Annotated in this window: 11 protein-coding genes; 7 read left to right on the top strand and 4 right to left on the bottom strand. The window is 69.3% G+C overall.

Going from position 1 to position 19,277, the window contains the following annotated elements; genetic code table 11:
• Positions 1–26: 26 nt before the first annotated feature.
• Positions 27–389, bottom strand: coding sequence for a winged helix-turn-helix transcriptional regulator (locus A37U_RS42015; protein WP_020495003.1), 363 nt, complete (start codon positions 387–389; stop codon positions 27–29).
• 69 nt (positions 390–458) lie between these two features.
• Here A37U_RS42015 and A37U_RS0102345 point away from each other — a divergent pair, with 69 nt between their 5' ends.
• Positions 459–908, top strand: a complete 450-nt coding sequence (locus A37U_RS0102345; RefSeq protein ID WP_020495002.1) for an anthrone oxygenase family protein — start codon at positions 459–461, stop codon at positions 906–908.
• A gap of 56 nt (positions 909–964) precedes the next feature.
• On the opposite strand, the gene acnA is transcribed toward A37U_RS0102345, so the two are convergent.
• Complete coding sequence (gene acnA, locus A37U_RS0102340; protein ID WP_026196794.1) at positions 965–3,778, bottom strand: aconitate hydratase AcnA; 2,814 nt, start codon at positions 3,776–3,778, stop codon at positions 965–967.
• A gap of 128 nt (positions 3,779–3,906) precedes the next feature.
• Positions 3,907–4,767, bottom strand: coding sequence for a helix-turn-helix transcriptional regulator (locus tag A37U_RS0102335; protein ID WP_020495000.1), 861 nt, complete (start codon positions 4,765–4,767; stop codon positions 3,907–3,909).
• A gap of 94 nt (positions 4,768–4,861) precedes the next feature.
• Between A37U_RS0102335 and A37U_RS0102330 the strand changes: the two genes are divergently transcribed.
• The 3 genes from A37U_RS0102330 (at position 4,862) to mobA (ending at position 8,501) form a co-directional block, all read left to right on the top strand.
• Entirely contained in the window at positions 4,862–6,289 is a 1,428-nt protein-coding gene (locus tag A37U_RS0102330) for an MFS transporter (protein ID WP_020494999.1), read from the top strand.
• 267 nt (positions 6,290–6,556) lie between these two features.
• Entirely contained in the window at positions 6,557–7,912 is a 1,356-nt protein-coding gene (locus tag A37U_RS0102325) for an NlpC/P60 family protein (protein WP_040586422.1), read from the top strand.
• Positions 7,893–8,501 carry a molybdenum cofactor guanylyltransferase gene (mobA, locus tag A37U_RS0102320; RefSeq protein WP_020494997.1) on the top strand — a complete coding sequence of 203 codons (609 nt, stop codon included), beginning with the start codon at positions 7,893–7,895 and terminating at the stop codon, positions 8,499–8,501. The genes A37U_RS0102325 and mobA overlap by 20 nt, the downstream gene beginning before the upstream one ends.
• Here mobA and A37U_RS0102315 read toward each other — a convergent pair.
• Positions 8,455–9,744, bottom strand: coding sequence for an MFS transporter (locus A37U_RS0102315; RefSeq protein ID WP_020494996.1), 1,290 nt, complete (start codon positions 9,742–9,744; stop codon positions 8,455–8,457). The genes mobA and A37U_RS0102315 overlap by 47 nt on opposite strands.
• Positions 9,745–9,829: 85 nt before the next feature.
• Here A37U_RS0102315 and A37U_RS0102310 point away from each other — a divergent pair, with 85 nt between their 5' ends.
• The 3 genes from A37U_RS0102310 to A37U_RS42010 all read left to right on the top strand — a co-directional run bounded on the left by A37U_RS0102310 (position 9,830) and on the right by A37U_RS42010 (position 19,052).
• Entirely contained in the window at positions 9,830–10,732 is a 903-nt protein-coding gene (locus tag A37U_RS0102310) for an alpha/beta hydrolase (RefSeq protein WP_020494995.1), read from the top strand.
• A 352-nt stretch (positions 10,733–11,084) separates the two neighbouring features.
• Positions 11,085–12,845, top strand: coding sequence for a fatty acyl-AMP ligase (locus A37U_RS0102305; protein ID WP_020494994.1), 1,761 nt, complete (start codon positions 11,085–11,087; stop codon positions 12,843–12,845).
• A 15-nt stretch (positions 12,846–12,860) separates the two neighbouring features.
• Positions 12,861–19,052 carry a type I polyketide synthase gene (locus A37U_RS42010; RefSeq protein WP_020494993.1) on the top strand — a complete coding sequence of 2,064 codons (6,192 nt, stop codon included), beginning with the start codon at positions 12,861–12,863 and terminating at the stop codon, positions 19,050–19,052.
• Positions 19,053–19,277: the final 225 nt, after the last annotated feature.

Below are 19,277 nucleotides of genomic sequence, written 5' to 3'. Positions count from 1 at the left end.
CAAAGACATACCGTACTGACGGTATGTCAGATGGGCGGAGGTGCACAACCGCCGGGCTCAGCCGGGCCGCGTTTCATATGGGCCTCGCCCCAGGAGCACAGCTCGCGCAGGACCGGGGTGAGCGTCCGGCCATAGCGCGAAATCGAGTAGGAGACGTGCGGCGGCACCTCCTGCGCATCGTGCCGATCGAGGACACCGTCCGCGACGAGCTCCTTGAGGTGCCGGATGAGCATGCGTTCGGTGATCCGCGGGATGCTCCGGCGCAGCTCGCCCGTGCGCATCGGCCCGTCCACCAGCCGCCACAGGATGGTCCCCTTCCATCGGCCGCCGATCACCGAAAGCGCCGCGTCGATCGGGCATTCGGCTTCCTTGTCCCGGATCACCGCCATGCGGGCGATTGTAGCTGACAAATTTGTCAGTACTGTCGGAACCGGTGGTGCAATGGCAGGCTCAGGTGCATGCATACGACGCTCGGAGTGCTCGCGGTCCTCAGCACCGGACTGCTCGTCGGAGTGGAACTGTCTGTCGTGGCGGTCGTGCACCCGATCCTGGCGCGGATGCCCGGGGACAGCGCCTTGCTCGGCCGCGTGGCCGGTGCGCGCCGGATGGGACGGCTGATGCCGTTCGGCTACGCCGCCGCGACCGGGTGCACCGTATTGCTCACTGCCGTCGAGCCGGGCGGCCAGGGCGCCCGGTGGAGCCTCGCCGCCGCGATCCTGCTCGCGCTGAGCATCGTGCTCTCGGTGGCGCTGCTGGTGCCGATCAACAACCGGGCCGCCGGATGGGAACCGGGCCGGGTGCCCGCGGACTGGCGTGCCCAGCTGCGCCGCTGGGATCGGCTGCACTACCTGCGCCTGGCGATCATCGGGACCGGATTCGTGTTGCTCGTGCTCGGCTGGGGCCGCTGACGCGAAAAGCCCCGGTACCCGCCGGAACGGGTACCGGGGCTTCGGACGAGCCGTGCCTAGCCGGCGAGCAGGTTGCGCAGCACGTACTGCAGAATCCCGCCATTGCGGTAGTAGTCCGCCTCACCGGGAGTGTCGATGCGCACGACCGCGTCGAACTCGGTCTTGCCGCCGTCGGCCCTGGTGGCGGTGACGTGCACCGTGGCCGGGGTGGTGCCCTCGTTCAGCGCGGTGATCCCGGCGATGTCGAAGGTCTCGGTGCCGTCCAGCCCGAGCGAGGAGGCCGATTCGCCTTCGGGGAACTGCAGCGGGACCACGCCCATGCCGATCAGGTTGGAGCGGTGGATGCGCTCGAAGGACTCGGCGAGCACGGCGCGCACCCCGAGCAGCGAGGTGCCCTTGGCCGCCCAGTCCCGCGAGGAACCGGAGCCGTACTCCTTGCCACCGAGCACGACGAGCGGGGTGCCCCGCGCGGCGTAGTTCTGCGCGGCATCGTAGATGAACGCCTGCGGTCCGCCCTCCTGGGTGAAGTCCCGGGTGTACCCACCCTGTACGCCGCCGTCCACGATCGCGTCCAGCAGCAGGTTGCGCAGCCGGATGTTGGCGAAGGTGCCCCGGATCATCACCTCGTGGTTACCGCGCCGCGATCCGTAGGAGTTGAAGTCCTTGCGGTCGATGCCGTGCTCGGACAGGTAACGCCCGGCGGGGGAGTCCGCCTTGATCGCACCGGCGGGGGAGATGTGGTCGGTGGTGACCGAGTCGCCGAGCAGCGCCAGCACCCGCGCCCCGGACACATCGGTCACCGGGGCCGGTTCGGCGGACATGCCCTCGAAGTACGGGGGCTTGCGCACGTAGGTGGACTTGGTGTCCCACTCGAAGACCTTGCCCTCCGGGGTGGGCAGCGAGCGCCACCGCTCGTCCCCGGCGAACACGTCGGCGTAGTCCTTGGCGAACATCTCCTGGTTGATCGCGGAGTCCACGGTCTCCTGGATCTCGGCCGGGCTCGGCCAGATGTCGGCCAGGAAGACCGGCTTGCCCTGCTCATCGGTGCCGAGCGGGTCGGAGTCGAAGTCGAAGTCCATCGTCCCGGCGAGCGCGTACGCGATGACCAGCGGCGGCGAGGCCAGGTAGTTCATCTTCACGTCCGGGTTGATGCGGCCCTCGAAGTTCCGGTTCCCGGAGAGCACCGAGACGACCGAGAGATCCTTCTCGTTGACCGCGGCGGAGATCTCCTCCGGAAGCGGGCCCGAGTTGCCGATGCAGGTGGTGCAGCCGTACCCGACCAGGTGGTAGCCCAGCTTCTCCAGGTACGGCCAGAGCCCGGCCTTCTCGTAGTAGTCGGTGACGACCTGGGAACCCGGCGCCATGGAGGTCTTGACCCAGGGCTTGACGGACAGCCCCTTCTCCACGGCGTTGCGGGCCAGCAGCGCGGCACCGAGCATCACCGAGGGGTTGGAGGTGTTGGTGCAGGAGGTGATCGAGGCGATCACCACCGCGCCGTGGTCGAGCACGAAGTCGCCGCGCTCCTCGCTGTGCACGGTGACCGGGTTCGAGGGGCGGGAGCCGCTCGGGTCCGCGGCGCTCGGCAGGATCGGCGCGTCGGCCGCGGTGTCGTGGCTGACCGCGGGCGCGTCACTGGCCGGGAAGGACTCGCGCCCGGACTCGTCCACGGCACCGTTGGCCGCGACGTAGTCCGGCAGCGTGCCGCGGAAGGACTGCTTGGCCGCGGTGACCTCGATACGGTCCTGCGGGCGCTTCGGCCCGGCGATGGAGGGCACCACGGTGGACAGGTCGAGCTCGAGGTATTCGGAGTACTCCGCCTCGTGCCCCGCGTCGTGCCAGAGGCCCTGTTCCTTGGCGTAGGCCTCGACCAGCGCGAGCTGCTCCGCGCTGCGGCCGGTCAGCTTCAGGTAGCGGACGGTCTCCTCGTCGATCGGGAAGATCGCCGCGGTGGAGCCGAATTCCGGGCTCATGTTGCCGATGGTGGCGCGGTTGGCGAGCGGGACCGAGGCGACGCCGTCGCCGTAGAACTCCACGAACTTGCCGACCACGCCCTGCTTGCGCAGCATCTGGGTGATGGTCAGCACCACATCGGTCGCGGTGGAACCGGCCGGGATCTCGCCGGTGAGCTTGAAGCCGACGACCTTCGGGATGAGCATCGAGACCGGCTGGCCGAGCATGGCCGCTTCGGCCTCGATCCCGCCGACGCCCCAGCCGAGCACGCCGAGGCCGTTGACCATGGTGGTGTGCGAGTCGGTGCCGACCAGCGTGTCCGGGTAGGCCTGACCGTTGCGGGCCATCACGGTGCGGGCCAGGTATTCGATGTTGACCTGGTGCACGATCCCGGTGCCCGGGGGGACGACCTTGAACTCGTCGAAGGCACCCTGGCCCCAGCGCAGGAACTGGTAACGCTCGCGGTTGCGCTCGTACTCGAACTCCACGTTGCGCTCGAAGGCGTCCGCGCGGCCGAACACGTCGATGATCACCGAGTGGTCGATGACCAGTTCGGCGGGGGCGAGCGGGTTGATCTTGTCCGGGTCACCGCCGAGGTCGCGCACCGCCTCGCGCATGGTGGCCAGGTCCACGACGCAGGGAACGCCGGTGAAGTCCTGCATGACCACCCTGGCGGGGGTGAACTGGATCTCCGTGGACGGTTCGGCCTTGGGGTCCCAGTTGCCGAGCGCGCGGATGTGTTCCGCGGTGATGTTCTTGCCGTCCTCGGTGCGCAACAGGTTCTCGGTGAGGATCTTGAGGCTGTACGGCAGCTTCCCGGCCCCTTCGACGGCCGAGAGGCGGAAGATCTCGTAGTCCTTGCCGCCCGCGGTCAGCGTGCCGCGTGCGCCGAAGCTGTCCTTGCTTGCGGGTGTTGTCACATCCAACTCCATGTCCTGTGGCGAGCGCAGATCGTATTCGGGAACGGTGCCCAAGTCTGGCGCACGCGAGTCGCGTGCGCAGGCCCGGGGCAACTGTGCCCTAACAGTACGCTTGTCCTGTATTGGACTCAAGCCGGGGTGCGGACCTGGTCGAGTTCGGCGAGCCGGTACAGGCGCAGCCGGGTCTCCTCATCGGCCGGGGTGTAGGTGATCAACCGCGGTCCGCCGCGGTCGGTGAGCCACATGTTGGTGTAGTCGATGCGCAGCCTGCCCACCTGCGGATTGATGACTTCCTTGGACAGGTTGGTGTTGCCGAGCACCTCATTGGACTCCCACAGCTCGGCGAACTCCGGGGAGGCGGCCTTCAACCGGGCGACGAGCTCCTTCCAGCCCGGTTCCCCGACATGATTGGCCATCGCGGAGCGGAACCGGCCCACGGACTTGCGCGAGGCGGCCCCCCAGTCGGGCAAGCCCGCACGGTAGGCGGGGGAGGTGAACATCAGCCACACCGAGTTGCGGTCCTCGACGGGCAGTTCCGAGATCGGGGTGAGCAAGCGGTCGTAGGCACGGTTGAACGCCAGGATGTCGGCGCGCGGATTGAGCACGAACGCCGGATAGGGCTGCAGCTGATCCAGGATCGTCTGGGTGGCCGCGGGCAGGTTCTGGCAGTTCTTCTCGGTCGCGCCGAACTGGGCGTTGGCCAGGGTGAGCAGGTGGCCGCGTTCGTGCGGGTCCAGCCGCAGGGTGTTCGCGATGGCGTCGAGCACCTGCGCCGAGACGTTGATGTCCCGCCCCTGTTCGAGCCAGGTGTACCAGGTCACGCCCACCCCGGCGAGCATCGCGACCTCCTCGCGGCGCAGTCCTGGGGTGCGGCGCCTGCCCGAGGTGGGCAGTTCCACCTGTTCCGGGGTGATGCGCTCACGGCGGCTGCGCAGGAAGGCCCCCAGTTCCTTGCGACGGTGCTCGTCCTTGGTGCCCATGAACACCATGCTGCCCTATTGTCGGATGCTGGTGCCAGGTAGTGCCAGTAACAGGATAGATGGGCTCCTGGTACCAGTTTCCGAGCTCTCGCAGAGTGGTTCCATGACCGTCACAAGCGAACCCCGGATCGGGACGCGCAGGGCGCCGGCAACACCGGGAACCCTGCCGCTGCTCGGCCTGCTGACCGTGCTCGGTGGCCAGTTCCTCGCCATCGTCGACGTGTTCATCGTCAACGTGGCGCTGCCCTCGATGGGTGCCGAACTGCACATGAGCCGGTCCTCTGAAGAACTGATCGTGGCCGGATACGGCCTGTCCTATGCACTGTTCCTCGTCCTCGGTGGCCGCCTCGGGGACAACATCGGCCGCAAACGGCTGTTCCTGATCGGCATGGCGGCCTTCACGCTGACCTCGCTGGCCTGCGGGCTCGCTCCGACACCCGCGGTGCTCGTCGCGGCGCGCGTGGCCCAGGGCGCCTCGGCCGCGATGATGGTTCCCCAGGTACTCGGCACGATCACCGCGGCGACCACGGGTACGGCGCGGGCCAAGGCGATCGGCGCGTTCGGGGCCACCGGAGGGATCGCCTCGGTCGTCGGTCAGCTCGCCGGCGGGGTACTGGTCGCCGCGGACATCGCGGGTTCCGGATGGCGGCCGATCTTCCTGGTGAACGTGCCGATCGGGATCCTCGCGCTGATCGGGGCGGCACGCTGGATGCCCGGTACCCGCTCCGAGGTCCGGTCCAGGCTGGATCTGCGCGGCACCATGCTGCTCGGGCTGACCGTGCTGCTGTTGATGGTGCCGTTGCTCGAGGGGCAGTCGCTCGGCTGGCCGCTGTGGATCTTCGCGCTGCTGCTCGCGGTCCCGTTCGCGGCGATGGCGTTCTACCGCACGCAACGGCGGATCGAGGACTCCGGGGGTGCGCCGCTGCTGGCTCCCTCGCTGCTCCGGCTGCACTCGCTGCGCAGGGGGCTGCTGGTCAGCGTGCCGTTCTTCCTCGGCTGGGGCGGGTTCACCTTCGGCTACGTGTTCGCGCTCCAGCAGGGGCTCGGGTTCAGCGCGCTGCAGTGCGGGCTGGCGCTGGTCCCGCTCGGGCTGGCCTTCCTGACCGCCTCGCTGTCCGCGCCGCGGCTGGTGAACCGGTTCGGCGGGCGGGTTATGCGGATCGGCATCACGGTGCAGCTGGCCGGGCTGATCGGGCTCGGCGCCACGATGTTCCTGGCCTGGCCGAACGTGGGGATTCCGGCGGTCGCACCGTGGATCGCCCTGGTCGGTGCCGGTAACGGCCTGGTCATGGGCCCACTGTTCCGGGTGGTGCTCGCCGATGTGCCCACCGCGCGGGCGGGCACCGGTGGCGGCACGATGACCACGGTGCAGCAGATCTCGCTCGCGATCGGCGTGGCCGGGCTCGGCACCGTGCTCAATGCCTTCGGTACGAGCGGCATGCACGCCGGGTTCACCACCCTCGTCCTCGTGGTCGCGGTGCTGTCCCTGATCTTCGCGGTCGGCTCCCGGATGCTCCCCGAGCCGCGCTGAGGTGTGACGCCACGCCGGGCGGCCCCATCCTGAACCACTCACGGTGGGGCCGCCCGCACGATCGTGGCCCGGTGCGCCGAAGTTGATCTACGCTCGGCAACCTTGACCGGTTCAGGTTGCTTCTGTTGAGGTAATTGTGACGCTTGATAAGCATGTTTTTCCTGAGTTACCTGGTCAAACCGGGGAGCAGGTGGCACAGTTGCCTAGCGTGATGCGTGGTGCACTTGGGAGAACTGGGCCGCTCGGCCTGGTCGGGAGGTGAAGGACGTGGCGGATCGGGCCACGACGAGGGGGTCGGCGCTGCGTCGCACAGGGGTGCTGGGTGCGTTGACGCTCGCCGCGGTGATGACGTTCAGTGGCGTCGTCGCGGCCGTGCCGCCACCGCCACCGAATCCGAGCGACAACGAGATCGACTCCGGTCGCGCGGATGTGAACAACCGCGCCGGTGAGGTCGGTTCCATCACCAATCAGCTTTCCCAGGCGGAGTCACAGCTCGATCAGCTGCAGAGCCAGGTCGAGCTCAAGATGGAGCAGGCCAAGAAGGCAATGGTGGACATGGAGTCCGCCCAGCAGGCAGCGAGCAAGGCCGAGCAGTCGGCACAGGCGGCGCGCGGCCAGGTCGACGCCGCGGACGCGCAGGTGCGAAAGTCCCGGGCCGATCTGGACGCGTTCGCCGCGGGCAGCTACGAACAGGGCAGCACGGTCGGTTCGATGTCGGCCTACCTCGGATCCAAGAACCCGCAGGAATTCCTCGAGCGTGCCTCCCTGCTCAACGCGGTGAGCGGGGCGAAGCTGAACGCGCTCGAGACGATGCAGCGGGCGCGCACCGAGAAGGCGAACAAGGAGTCGACGGCACGGGCAGCGCTCGCCGAGGCCCAGCGCAAGCAGGCGACCGCGGAACAGGCCAAGAGCACCGCGGACAGCGCCAAGCAGGCAGCGATCACCGCGCAGCAGGGCCAGCAGCAGAAGACCCAGTCGATCACCCAGCGCAAGCAGGAGCTGGAGCAGCAGCTCAACGACGCGCAGGCGAAGATCGGCGGGCTCACCGATGCGCGCAAGAAGTACAACGAATGGCTCGCGGCCAAGCAGGCCGAGCAGGAGCAAGCCGCGCAGCAGGCGGCCGCCGAATCCGCCGCGTCGTCCTCGGGCGGTGGTGGTGGCAACAGCAGTGGCGGCGGTGGCGGGCATGTCTCGCACGCGACCGGTGGCTCGGCATCGGCGGTGATCGCCAGGGCAAAATCGGCGCTCGGGATCCGGTACTCCTGGGGCGGCGGTAACGCCAGCGGCCCGACCATCGGGATCCACGACGGTGGGGTCGCCGACTCCTACGGCGACTACATGCACTCCGGCTTCGACTGCTCGGGCCTGATGACCTACGCCTTCGCCGCGGCCGGGGTCTCGCTGTCCTCGTACTCCGGATACCAGTACACTGCGGGAACCCATGTGCCGCTTTCCCAGAAGCAGCCCGGCGACATGCTGTTCTGGGGCCGTTCGGGCATCCACCACGTGGCGCTCTACATCGGCAACGGGCAGATGATCGAGGCACCGCAATCGGGCATGCGCGTGCGCATCACCTCGGTGCGCTACGGCGATATCATGCCGTATGCCACCCGGGTTCTCTGACTCGTACGCGGCGATCGTGCTCGCCGGCGGGGCGGCGCGCAGGCTCGGCGGGGTAGACAAACCGATGCTCCGGGTCGGTGCGCGTAGCCTGCTCGAACAGATGCTCGCCGCGCTGGACGGGGCGGATCAGCGCGTGGTCGTCGGCCCGCGCCGCTCCGAGGTGACCGGGGTGGGCTGGACAAGGGAACAACCCGCGGGATCGGGTCCGGTTGCCGCGCTTGCCGCCGGTCTTGCGGCCCTGACCGCGCCCGTGCCCGGGAAACTGGTGCTGTGCGCGGCCGATCTGCCCGCGTTCACCGCCTCGACCGTGCGGCGGTTACTGGCCGCGCTCGATGCGGAACCGGGATCCGCCGGGGTGGTGCTGCGGGACGGGGAGGACCGGGCGCAATGGCTCGCCGGGGCCTGGCACACCGGGGATCTGCGTAGCGGGATACCGGACCATCCCGCGGGTGCCTCGCTGCGCTCCACCATCGGGAGGCTCCCGGTCACCACGCTCGCCGCGCGGGGGGACGAAGCGCGCGATGTGGACACCGCGGAGCAGCTCAGCGCCGCGCGAGCAGCGCGGTCCCGAGCGCACCGAGCACGGTGATCCCGGCGGCCGCGATCAGGGCGATGTTCATCCCGCTGGTGAACGCCGTGTGCGCGACATCCGCGCTCACCCCGTGCGGCACCATGCCCTGCGCGATGTCGTCCACGCCGGTGGTTCCCGCCGGCACGGCACCCGCGACGGTAGAGGAGAGCACCGTGCCGAGTAGCGCGATCCCGAGCAGCCCGCCGAACTGACTGCCCGCCTGCTGCACGGCCGATGCGATGCCGGTGAGCCGTTCCCCGGCGGCCGCGAGCAGGGCGTTGGTCGCGGGCACCACACACAGCCCGGTGCCTATCCCGACACCGAGCGCAGGCAGCACGAGTTGCCAGTAACCGGCGGGTTGTCCGGCACCGGCGACGCCGAAGATGCCGCAGCCGACGAACAACAGACCGGCGCTCATCGGCCAGCGTGGGCCGAATCGTTCACCGAGCGCCCCGCCGATCAGCGCGGAGAACACCACGGTCGCCGTCGGGCCGAGGATCCAGAGCCCGGCGACGATCGGCGAGAGGCCGAGCACGTTCTGCAGGTAGAGGGTGAGCATGAACAGCAGCCCGAAGATGCCGAACGAACTCAGCGCGATCACCGCGCCCGTGACGAGCACCGTGCGATGGGTGAGCAGGGTGCGCAGCGAGCTGAACACCGTGGCATCGCGGGCGTGCGATTCCTGGACCGCGAACAGGGCACTGACCGCCGCGATGATCCCGATCGGCAGGTTGATCAGGAAGATGGCCGGCCAGTCGAGGTACTCCACGATCACCCCGGCCAGCACCGGGCCGAGCCCGATCGCGAGCGCGTTCACCCCGCTCCACACGCCGAGCGCGAGCGGGAGGCGTTTCCCGTCGAAGGCGGTGCGCAGCAGGGCGAGCGCGGCGGGCTGCAGCAGTGCGCCGGCGAGCCCCTGGATCGCGCGGAACACGATCAGCGCGGTCACGCTCCCGGAGAAGGCGATGCCTACCGAGCTGAACCCGAAGCCGAGCACGCCGATCATGAACGTGGTCCGCCGCCCGATCCGGTCGGCGACCCGCCCGGCCGGGAGCAGCCCGACCGCGAGGGCGATCAGGTAGGCGTTCGCGATGAACTCCAGTTCGGGCAGGGTGGCGTGCACATCCCGGGCGACATAGGGTGCCGCGATCGTGACGGCGGTGCCGTCGAGACCGACCATGATCGCACCGACCACGGTGGCGGCGAGCGCGAGCCATGGGCGTTGCCCTACCCGGGGCGCGTCTACCTCGGTAGTGTTCACCTGACTCCTCGTGACCGAACCCTCATGACTGGGCGTTATCCTACGGCCCCCGATCGCGTGATGCTCTCGAGAGAGGAAGATTGCCATGGAAGCGATGCGTGCGTTCCGTGATCATGCTCTCGATTCGGGCGTACGGATCGAGGACGAGTACGGGGACGAACGAGTGCGGCTGTGCTCCTTCGACTCGGCCGCGCTCGGGCGCCGCGCCGAGTGCCTGCTCGTCTTCCCGAAGAACTGGCATGCGGGTTACCCCACGCCGGTGCTCTATCTGCTGCACGGCAGCGATGACGATCCGCGCTGCTGGGTGGACAAGACGAACCTGCTCGAGCTTGCCGAGGACACCGACGCGATCCTGGTCGCCCCGGAGGCCGGTGTGGTCGGTTACTACACCGATTGGTCACACCCGGACAATGGCGGGAGCAGGCCGGAATGGGAACGTTTTCATCTTGACGAAGTTCCGCGGCGGTTGCTCGGTGGATGCGCGCTCGCACCGGAGTGGTCAGTCGCCGGAATTTCGATGGGCGGATACGGGGCGCTCGCTTATGCCGCGAATCACCCTTCGCTTTTCACCACCGCGGTCTCGTTGAGTGGTTTGCCACATATTACGAAACGTTTTGTCTCCGCGTTCGTTTGTTTCACGCTTCGCCGACAGGGGGAGCCCGGTCACGCGCCGTTCGGAAATCCGCGGGACGACTCCTCCGCATGGGTGAGTAGGGATCCTTTCCGGCAAGCCGAACGGTTTCGCGGGACGGCCTTATATCTTGCCTGGGGCGATGGTCGGAAGGCCAATGGTGACGCAGTGTTCCCGGGAAGTGGACTTGTCGAGCGGCTGGTCTCCTCTTCGAACAGAAGCTTCACACGGCGCCTCGATAAGCTGGGTATTTCCTATACGGCAAGCATCGGGACCGGTACCCACGACTGGCCGTACTGGCAGCGTGAGCTGGGCAAGGCCTGGCCGTTCCTGCGGGACAGACTGTCCGCGAGCTAGCGAAAACAGGTCCATAAGACCCTCGTGGGGCGTGGTGGCCCAGTGCGAAACTCGGTTCACGTTCGTGTGGCGGGCCAGTCGATCGGGTGATACTGTCTTGCTCACTCTGCGGGGTGACTGGAGAGTAGGTCCACCTCGTCGGCCGGTGCGCCCCGGCGTGCCGTTCCGCAAGAAAGTTGTTTGCCCGAGGAATGAAAAACTGAGGCCACCCCGACACGTCATGAAGAATCCGGTAGTTGAGATCAACAGATAATAACAACGAGTTCACTTGCATTCTGAACACTTGGGCAGTTGACCGCGGCGCCGATTCTTCCGGCGGTTGCGGAGACCTGATGAAGTCGGTGGTGAAGAAATGTCGGTCAGTAGTGGTGTCGCCGCGACGGCGGAGCTCGCCAAGGGGCGGTTGACTCAGGCGGCGCGCCCGATCACCGAGGATCTGGTGCAGCGGGCCGAATCGGATCGGCTCGCCTCGACCTTCGTGGACTACACGAACGATCGCCAGGGGGAACGGCACACGCTCACCTGGCGCCAGCTCGTCGCCCGCGTGCGGGATGTGGCCGCGGCGGTCACCGAACACACCGCGCCCGGTGACCGGGTCGCGGTGCTCGCTCCGCAGAATCACGACTATGTCACCGGGTTTCTCGGGGCGCTGCTTGCCGGCCGGATCGCGGTTCCGCTGTTCGCGCCCGAGCTCGGTGCGCACGCGGACCGGCTCGTGGGCGCGCTGGACAACTGCGCGCCGAAACTGTGGCTGACCTCCTCCGCGAGCCTGGACGCCGTCGAGGAGCTCGCCACGGGGGAAGGGGTACCCGCTCCGGGGCACATCCTCGCCGTGGACGGCATCACCGAGGGATCCGGGAAGGACTTCCAGGCCCCGGAGATCGGGCTGGACGAACCCGCCTATCTGCAGTACACATCCGGTTCCACCCGGACCCCGGCGGGTGCGGTGATCACCCACCGCGCGGTGGCGACCAACTGCGCACAGGGCGCGGCCGGTTTCCCCGCGGACGACACGAGTACCTGTGTCGGCTGGCTGCCGTTGTTCCATGACATGGGGCTCGTGCTGCAGATCTGCTTCCCGGTGCACCTCGGCGCGCACGCGGTGTTCACCACGCCGTTCGCCTTCATTCTCAAACCCGTGCGGTGGCTCGAACTGCTGGCCGAATTCCCGAACGCGGTCACCGGCGGGCCCAATTTCGCCTTCGACATGCTGGTGAAGAAGACCACCGAGGAGGACCGGGCGCGGCTCGACCTTTCCCGGGTGCATTCGATGCGCAACGGGGCGGAGCCGATCCGCGCGGGCACGATCGACCGGTTCGCCGAGGCATTCGGCCCGTGTGGGCTCGACCGCTCGGCACACCGGCCCTCCTACGGGCTCGCCGAGGCGACCGTCTATGTCACGACCACCGGTTCGGAAGGCCCGGTGGTGCGCGGCTTCGACCGGGCCGCGCTCGCCGACAACCGCGCCGTGGAGTCCACCGCCGAGGATGCCCTTTCCCTGGTCGCCGCGGGGACACCGGCCGGTCAGCTGGTGCGCATCGTGGACCGGGGGACCGGCGAGGTGGTTCCGGACGGAACCGTCGGTGAGATCTGGGTCTACGGGGCCAATGTGGCCTCGGCGTACTGGGATTCCCCGGAGGCCACCGAGGCGACCTTCCGCGGGGTGCTGCACGAGGACGGGCTGCCGGAGGGGCCGTGGCTGCGCACCGGGGACCTCGGGATGTTCCACGCCGACCTGCTGTTCATCACCGGGCGGATGAAGGACCTCATCATCATCGACGGCAAGAACCACTACCCGCAGGACATCGAGGCGACCGCGGAGCAGGCGCACGAGGTGATCCGGCGCCAGCACCTCGCCGCGTTCAGCGTGGACGACGGGGAGACCGAGGGCGCGGTGGTGCTGATCGAGGCGCGGCCGGGGACCGATCTCGCCGCCGTGGACCAGAAGGAGTTCAGCCGTTCGGTCAAGCGCGCCGTTTCCCAGGTGCACGACGTGAAACTGCGTGATGTGCGGCTGATTCCCACCGGCGGGATCATCCGGACCTCCAGCGGGAAGATCGCCCGCGCGGCGAACCGCGAGCAGTATCTCGACATGATTCGAACCGAAAAATAGCGGACGGGCGGGGACATGACCGAAGCGGAACTACGCGACTGGCTCATCGAACAACTCGCCGAGGTCTGTTTCCTCGATCCGGAGGAGATCGACGTGCACCGGCCGATGGCCGAGCATGGACTCTCCTCGCGGGACGCGGTCAGTGTCGCGGGCGAACTCGAGCAGCTGCTCGGCGCCGAACTTCCCGCCACCCTGCTGTGGGATCACCCGACCGTCGCCGGGCTCGCCGCCGCGCTCACCGGTGCGCCGAGCACCGGTCGGGAAGCGCCCGCGGTCCCGGAAACCGTTGCCGGGCAAGCGGATGACGCGATCGCGGTGATCGGAGTCGGCTGCCGGTTCCCCGGGGCGGCGAACGGTCCGGAGGCGTTCTGGGAACTGTTGCGTTCGGGTACCGACGCGGTTTCCACCGTCCCGCGCGGGCGCTGGGCCGACGAGAACGCGGCGAGCACCGCGGGCGGTTACCTGACCGGCATCGACGAGTTCGACGCCGAGTACTTCGCGATCAGTCCCGCCGAGGCGCGCCGGATGGATCCCCAACAACGGATGCTGCTCGAGGTGGCGCGAGAGGCACTGGGGCACGCCGCGGTGTCCCCGGATGTCCTGCGGGGCACCGAAACCGGGGTGTACATCGGAATCAGCGGCAATGAGTACGCGCACCGCGGGCTCGCCGATCCGCGCTCGGCTGATGCCTGGTGTGCCACGGGTGGTTCGCTCGCGGTCGCGGCGAACCGGCTCTCCTACGCCTTCGATCTGCGCGGGCCGAGCATGGCGGTGGACACCGCCTGTTCCTCCTCGCTCGTCGCGGTGCACAACGCGATCCGGGGGCTGCGTGCCGGGGATTGCCGGCACGCGCTCGCCGGTGGCGCGAACCTGCTGCTCGGTCCCGCGGTCACGGCCAGCTTCGACAAGTTGGGGGTGAGCTCGCGGAGTGGGCGCTGCCGCCCCTTCTCCGCGGACGCCGACGGTATCGTGCGCGCCGAGGGGGCCGGGGTGCTCGTGCTCAAGCGCCTCGCCGATGCGCGCGCGGACGGCGACCGGGTGCTCGCCGTGCTCGCCGGTTCCGCGGTGAACTCCGATGGCCGTACCAATGGGCTCACCGCACCGAACGTCGAGGCACAGCAAGCCGTGCTGCGCGCGGCCTACGCCGATGCGGGGATCGATCCGGCCCGCGTGGACTTCGTGGAGGCGCACGGAACGGGAACGCTGCTCGGTGACCCGATCGAGGCCCGTGCCCTCGGTGCGGTGCTCGGTGGAGGAGAACGCGAACCGGTCCGGATCGGCTCGGTGAAGGGCAATTTCGGGCATCTCGAGGCCGCGGCCGGGATCGCCGGGGTGATCAAGACCGTCCTCGCGCTGGAGCACGGCGAACTTCCCGCCTCGCTGAACTATGCGGCGCCGAATCCGCATATCGACTTCACCGGCCTCGGGCTCACCGTGGCGGCCGAACCGTTTCCGCTGCGGCGCGCGGAGCCCGCCGTCGCCGGTGTCTCCGGTTTCGGATTCGGCGGTACGAACGCGCACATCGTGGTGCGGCAGGCGGAACCGGTTCCGGAGGGGGAGAAGCGCACCGGCCCGTACCGGGTGCTGCTCGGCGAGGCGGACCCCGGGCGGCTGGCCGAGTACGCGGGTGATTTGGCCGACTGGCTGGGCTCCGGGGACCCCGGCGATCTCGCCCACACCTGTGCGCGGCGGTTCTCCGGTCCGGTGCGCCGGGCCGTGGTCGCCGAGGACGCGGTGGGGCTGACCGAGGGGCTGCGGGCACTGGCCGCCGGGCGGGAACCGGCATCCTCGGCCGCGCTCGTCGAAGGTCGCCGCGCCCGGGCGAACGGGCCGGTGTGGGTGTTCTCCGGCCAGGGTTCCCAGTGGGCGGGGATGGGCACCGAGCTGCTGGCCACCGAGCCCGCGTTCGCCGCTGTCATCGATGAGCTGGAACCCTTGGTGGCCGCGGAATGCGGGTTCTCGGTCCGCGAACTGATCACCGCGGACCAGGAGCCGGTGAGCATGGCTCGCGTGCAGCCGGTGCTGTTCGCGATGCAGCTCGGCCTCGCCGCGCTGTGGCGCTCGTACGGACAGGCCCCCGCCGCGGTGCTCGGGCACTCGATGGGCGAGGTGGCCGCGGCCGTGGTGTGCGGGGCGCTCGAACTTCCGGACGCGGTCAAGGTCATCGCCGCGCGTTCGCGGATCCTGGACTCGGTCACCGAATTCGGCACCATGGCGAGTATCGCGCTGCCCCAGGCCTCGGTCGAGGAACTGCTCGGCGCCGAACCGGAGGCCGGGATCGCGGCGATCAACTCCCGCTCGAGCACGGTGATCTCCGGGGCGACCGAGGCCGTGCACCGGATGGTCGCGAAGGCGGAATCCCTTGGGGTGTCGGCGAAACTGGTCAAGGTGACCGCCCCGGCCCATTCACCGGTGCTGGATCCCTTCCTCGGTGAACTGCGCACCGGGCTGGCCGGGATCACGGTCGCCGAGCCGGAGGTCCCGTGCTATCACACCGTCGGTACCGATCCGCGGGCCGCACGGAGCTTCGACGCGGAATACTGGGGGCACAACCTGCGCGAACCGGTGCGGTTCGCCGCGGCGGTCGAGGCGGCCGCGGCCGATGGGTTCGACGTGTTCGTGGAGATCTCCCCGCATCCGGTGCTGGCCGGGGCTACCGCGGATGTGCTCGCCGATGCGGGCAACCGTGGCGCGACGGTGCTCGACAGCCTGCGCAGGGAGGAGCCGGTGCGCCTGCGGTTCCACACCGAGCTGGCCGCCGCGCAGCTGGCCGGGTTCGGCGCGGCTACCGCGGAAGGGCGGATCGTACAGCTCCCGCTTCCGCCGTGGCGGCGGCGCTCGCACTGGGTCCGCGAACCCGAGGCGGGCGGCGGGCACCGGCTGCTGGGCACCCATGTCCGGATGCCGGACGGGAAAACCCATGTGTGGCAACGGGAACGGCTTCCCGAGGCAGAACAGCTGCCGTGGCTGGGCACCCACCTCGGCGCGGCCGAATACGTGGAGATGGCCCGCGCGGCCGCGGCGCCGCTGTTCGGTGACCGCCCGGTGGCGATCGAGGAGCTGCGGCTGCTGCGCGCGCTGCCGCTTGGTGACCAGGCGCGGGTGTGCACCCTCGCGGAACGGTCCGGGAACTCGGCGGTCCTGACGATCACCTCGCGGGTCGGAGGGGCGCCCGCGCGCACCCACGCGCGGCTCGTGCTCCGGCCCGCGGGCACCGACCCCTCCACAGTGGAGGGTTCGGAGCGCCCGCTCGAACTCGAGGAGCGCGCGAGCGGCTGGCTGTGCGCGCCCGATGTGCTCAGCGAAGTGCTCGGCGCGGCGACCGAGGTGGCCTCCGTGCGGCTGTACGGGGATCCCGCCGCGGCCGTGCAGCTGCGCGGGGACGGGACGGACAGCGTGCTGCTCGACGAGGCCGATTCGGTACTGTGCGAGCTGCGCGGGGTGCGCCGGGGAGAACAGGATCTCCCGCTCGCCCTCGCGGACAAGCTCTACCGCCTCGAATGGGAACAGCAGCCCCTCGAGGACGCGTCCGCCACGGGAACGGTCGCCGTGCTGGACGGCGCACCGGAGCTGCATGAAGCGCTGCGGCAGGCGGGATATACCGTCGCCGAGACCGTGGATCCCTTGCCGGATACGGTGATTCTCTGCGCCCCGCGCGGGATGGAGGTCACCGGAGGGCACGTGTGGTACGACCGGCTCTACGAGCTGGTGCGCACCCTGGTGACCGCGGGCGCCGCGCACACCAGACTGGTGCTGCTGACCACCCGGGCCGCCGCGGTGCGCGACGGGGATCCGGTCGATCCGGTGGCCGCGGCGGTACGCGCGAGCGTGCGGCTGCTCGCCTACGAACACCCGGAACTGCGCGCGAGCTGGCTGGACATCGAGGACACCGGGGACTATGCGACGGTTGCCGCGGAACTGGCCGCGGACACGGGCGAGGACGAGGTCGCCTGGCGGTCCGGGAACCGTTATGTGGCGCGGCTTACCCGCGCCGAGCTGGAGGTGGAGCCGGAGCGGGCGAGCGTGGTCCGCCCGGACGGCGCCTATGTGGTCACCGGCGGTCTCGGCGGGATCGGGCTCGTGCTGGCCGGATGGCTCGCCGATGCGGGCGCCGCGCGGATCGTCCTCAATGGACGCTCGGAGCCGAAACCCGAGGCGCGCCAAGTGATCGAGGAACTGGCGGCCAAGGGCACCGAGATCCTGGTGGAGACCGGGGACATCGCCGAGGAAGGGGTCGCCGAGCGGCTGGTGTCCGCCGCGGTCGAGGGTTCGGTTCCGCTGCGCGGGATCCTGCACGGTGCCGCGGTGATCGACGACCGGGTCGCGCTGCGTGCGGACGCGGAACTACTCGCCAGGGTCTGGCTGCCGAAGGTGGCCGGGGCGTGGCGGTTGCATCTGGCGAGCAGGGCACACGACCTGGACTTCTGGGCCGGGTTCTCCTCGATGATGGGCGTGCTCAGTTTCCCCGGGCACGCTGCCTATTCACCGGCGAACGCCTGCCTGGATGCGATCGTGGCGCACCGCAGGGCGCTCGGGCTGCCCGGGACGACGGTGAACTGGGGTGTGTGGGCCAAGGCCGGAGCGGTCCGGGACGGATCGGTGCTCGGCGATATCGGCACCACGGATCCGGTCGAGAACATCGAAGCCCTCGAGGCCGCGTTGGCCGCCGATGTCACCGCGATCGGGGTGAACCGCCCGCTCGAGGAACATCTCGACAAGCTGCCCGACTACGTGGCCGAGCGGCCCTTCCTGGAACGGCTCGCCGGGCAGCGGACCGGCGAGGGCGACTGGCCGGGCGTGGCGGCCTTGCGTTCGCTCGAACCGCAACGAGCACGGGAACTGCTCGCCGCGCGCCTGCTCGACCGGGTGGCCGACATTCTCGGCGTGGCGGGTGAGGCGCTCGACACCCGGGCCCCGCTGCCGAGCATCGGGGTGGATTCCCTTGTCGCGGTGCGGATCCGGAACAGCGTGCAGCACGACACCGGTGCGCTGCTGCCGCCTTCGCTGCTGCTGCGCGGGGCCAGCATCGAGCAGGTGCGGGACTGGATCGGAGCGGCGGTGTTCGGCGAGGCCGCGGACACGCCTGGCGAAGTGCCGCTGCTGGTGCCTCCGCGGGACGCGGCCGAACGGCTGCTCGAGACGGTCGGCACCGAGGTGCTCGGTACCGAGATCGGCATGACCCAGCGCTGGACCGAGGTCGCCGATGAGGCCGCGATGGAGGAGATTGCCGAGCGGCTGACCAGGCGAAGCGATCACGTGGTCACCGTGGCCGCGCTGCGCGAGGCGGAGACCGTGGAGCGCGCCGCGGGGCTGGTGCGGGAACCGGAGACCCCGGATCAGCCGGTGCGGGTGCTGCGCGCGGGAACCGGATCCGGTCAACCGCTTTTCCTGTTCCACCCCGGAGGCGGGGACACGCTCGTGTACCGGCAGCTGGTCGACCAGCTCGATCCGGACCTGGCCGTGTACGGCTTCGACCGGCTGGACGGGATCTCGGACATCACCGACCGGGTCGCGGTGTATCTGCCGCTGCTGCGTGAGATCCAGCCGCATGGGCCCTACCGGCTCGCCGGCTGGTCCTTCGGCGGCGCGCTCGCCTACGCGGTCGCGGCTCGGCTGGCGGCCGAGGGGGAGCGGGTCGAATTGGTCGCGATGATCGACACGCTGCTTCCGCTCCCGCTGCCCGAAGGGCTCGACGAGGTGGGCATGCTCGAGCTGCGGTTCGCCAGATTCCGCGATGTGCTGCGGGCGAATTACGGGATGGAGATCGACATCCCGCACGAGTGGATCGCCCGGCTCGGCGAGGACGAGCAGGTGGACGCGATCATCGAGCACATCGAATCGCACGGGTTCATCAATGCCGAGGTCGCGCCCGCGATCATCCGGCACCAGCGCACCTCGTATGAGGATGTGCAAGCGCTGCAACGGTTCCGCCCGCAGCACCTGTCCGCTCCGGTGGTGCTCTACAGCGCCACCGATCGGCAGGAGGACGGGATCCGCGACCCCATTTTCGACCGGCACGATCTGCCGAAGGGGTGGGACGAGGTGCTCGGCGAGGAATTGGAGATCGTGCCCACACCGGGTCACCACCTTTCCGTGCTCGATCCGCCGAATGTCAACAAGGTGGCCGAGCATCTGCGCGAACTGCTCGCCGGGGAGCCTTCCGGGAAAACCGCGGTGGAACGGAAGCCGTCCGGAATCGGGCGCTGAATTCGGCGATTCCGCCACTGTGTGCGGCGCCACCGTGGTCCGCCGCATTACCGGATTACGCTGCGAAACAGCGGCGAGTTCACTGGTTCGCCCCGCGCTTGCCGGTTGTGAGATGCCCGTTAGGATACGAAACGTATCGAATACGAGCCGTATCGGAAATGGGGAACTCAGTGAGCGAGCTTGCGAGCGAACCAGAAGACACAGCAGCCGGGCGAGCGGTCGAAC

It is taken from the genome of Sciscionella marina DSM 45152 (assembly GCF_000379465.1).
Lineage (GTDB): Bacteria > Actinomycetota > Actinomycetes > Mycobacteriales > Pseudonocardiaceae > Sciscionella > Sciscionella marina.
This window is presented reverse-complemented; position numbering and strand designations above follow the sequence as displayed.

Coding starts and splice junctions, on each gene's coding strand:
- A37U_RS0102345 (WP_020495002.1), top strand. CDS start 459: ATGCATACGACGCTCGGAGTGCTCGCGGTCCTCAGCACCGGACTGCTC.
- mobA (WP_020494997.1), top strand. CDS start 7,893: ATGCCACCCGGGTTCTCTGACTCGTACGCGGCGATCGTGCTCGCCGGC.
- A37U_RS0102335 (WP_020495000.1), bottom strand. CDS start 4,767: ATGGTGTTCATGGGCACCAAGGACGAGCACCGTCGCAAGGAACTGGGG.
- A37U_RS0102330 (WP_020494999.1), top strand. CDS start 4,862: ATGACCGTCACAAGCGAACCCCGGATCGGGACGCGCAGGGCGCCGGCA.
- A37U_RS42015 (WP_020495003.1), bottom strand. CDS start 389: ATGGCGGTGATCCGGGACAAGGAAGCCGAATGCCCGATCGACGCGGCG.
- A37U_RS0102305 (WP_020494994.1), top strand. CDS start 11,085: ATGTCGGTCAGTAGTGGTGTCGCCGCGACGGCGGAGCTCGCCAAGGGG.
- A37U_RS0102310 (WP_020494995.1), top strand. CDS start 9,830: ATGGAAGCGATGCGTGCGTTCCGTGATCATGCTCTCGATTCGGGCGTA.
- A37U_RS42010 (WP_020494993.1), top strand. CDS start 12,861: ATGACCGAAGCGGAACTACGCGACTGGCTCATCGAACAACTCGCCGAG.